The 1,680-nt window shown below is 73.2% G+C and carries 2 protein-coding genes; both read left to right on the forward strand.

The window, feature by feature from the left end:
- A partial coding sequence (locus tag IE249_RS37460) for an NtaA/DmoA family FMN-dependent monooxygenase (RefSeq protein WP_229858619.1) occupies nt 1-903 on the forward strand: 903 nt, incomplete at its 5' end.
- A gap of 14 nt (nt 904-917) precedes the next feature.
- Nucleotides 918-1,680: TauD/TfdA dioxygenase family protein (locus tag IE249_RS16190; RefSeq protein ID WP_229858621.1), on the forward strand; the 763-nt coding region annotated here is incomplete at its 3' end.

Below are 1,680 nucleotides of genomic sequence, written 5' to 3' on the forward strand. Positions count from 1 at the left end.
CGGTACGCGCGCGCCGCGGAGTTCCTGGACGTGGCGCTGAAGCTGTGGGACAGCCGGGAGGACGACGCGGTCGTCGCCGGCAAGGCGGCCGGGGTGTGGGGCGACGACGCCAAGATTCACCCGCCCCGGCACCGGGGGACGTACTTCAGCGTGGAGGGCGCGCTCAACGTGCCGCGCACGCCCCAGGGTTACCCGCTGCTGGTGCAGGCGGGCTCCTCCGAGGACGGCAAGGCGTTCGCCGCCCGGTACGCGGAGGCGGTGTTCACCGCGCAGCAGACCCTCGCCGGCGCGCAGGCCTTCTACGCCGACCTCAAGTCCCGTACGCGGAAGGCCGGACGCGACCCCGGGCACATCAAGGTGCTGCCGGGCATCGTGCCCGTCGTCGGCTCCACCGAGGCCGAGGCGCTGGCCGCGGAGCGGGAGCTGGAGGACCACATCGTGCACGAGCACGGGGTGGCCCGTCTGGAGAGCCTGCTGCACCTGGAGCCGGGCACCCTCGAACTGGACCGGGAACTGCCCGCGGACCTGCCGCCCGAGTCCGCGATCGAGGGCGCCAAGAGCCGCTACACGCTGGTGGTCGGGATGGCCCGCGGCGAGCGGCTGACCGTGCGCCGGCTGATCGGCCGGCTCGGCGGCGGGCGCGGCCACCTCACCTTCGCCGGCACGCCGGAGCAGGTCGCGGACGCCATCGGCACGTGGTTCACCCAAGGCGCGGCCGACGGCTTCAACATCATGCCCGCGGTGCTGCCCTCCGGCCTCGAGGCCTTCGTCGAGCACGTCGTCCCGGTCCTGCGCGCCCGCGGCCTGCTGCGCACCGAGTACGGCCCCCGGCAGACCCTGCGCGAGCGCTACGGCCTGCCCCGCCCCGCCAACCAGTACACCGCCGCTCCGGCACCCGTCTGAAAGGAACGTCCGCCATGGCAGACATCGAGACCCGCAAGATCACCGCGACCATCGGCGCCCAGGTCACCGGCGTCGACCTCGCCCGGCCGCTCGACCGGGAGACGGTCGCCGCCGTCCGCGAGGCCCTCAACGTCCACAAGGCGCTCGTCTTCGACGACGTGCGCCTGGACGACGCGGGCCAGGAGGCTTTCGCCCGCCACTTCGGCGAGCTCACCACCGCCCACCCGACCGTACCGGCCGTGGAGGGCGCCCCCAACGTCCTGCCGGTGGACAGCGAGCGGGGCCGGGCCAACCACTGGCACACCGACGTCACCTTCGTGCTCAACCCGCCCCAGGCCAGCACCCTGCGCAGCATCACCGTCCCGTCGTACGGCGGCGAGACCCTGATCGCCAACGCGGCGGCGGCCTACCGCGACCTGCCGGAGCCGCTGCGCCGGCTGGCGGACACCCTGTGGGCGGAGCACACCAACGACTACGACTACGCGGTGCCCGAGGAGTCGGTCGACGAGGAGAAGGCGGCCCAGCGGGCCCAGTTCACCTCCATCAAGTACCGCACCGCGCACCCCGTGGTCCGCGTGCACCCTCTGACAGGTGAGCGCGGGCTGTTCATCGGCGGGTTCGCGCAGCGCCTCGTGGGCCTGTCGGTGCCGGAGTCGCGGCGGATCCTGGACCTGCTCCAGGCCTACGTCACCCGCCCGGAGAACGTGCTGCGCTGGCGCTGGTCCCGGAACCAGCTGGTGCTGTTCGACAACCGCATCACCCAGCACTACGCCATCG

Origin of the sequence: Streptomyces anandii JCM 4720, assembly GCF_014650655.1 — a bacterium.
GTDB lineage: Bacteria > Actinomycetota > Actinomycetes > Streptomycetales > Streptomycetaceae > Streptomyces > Streptomyces anandii.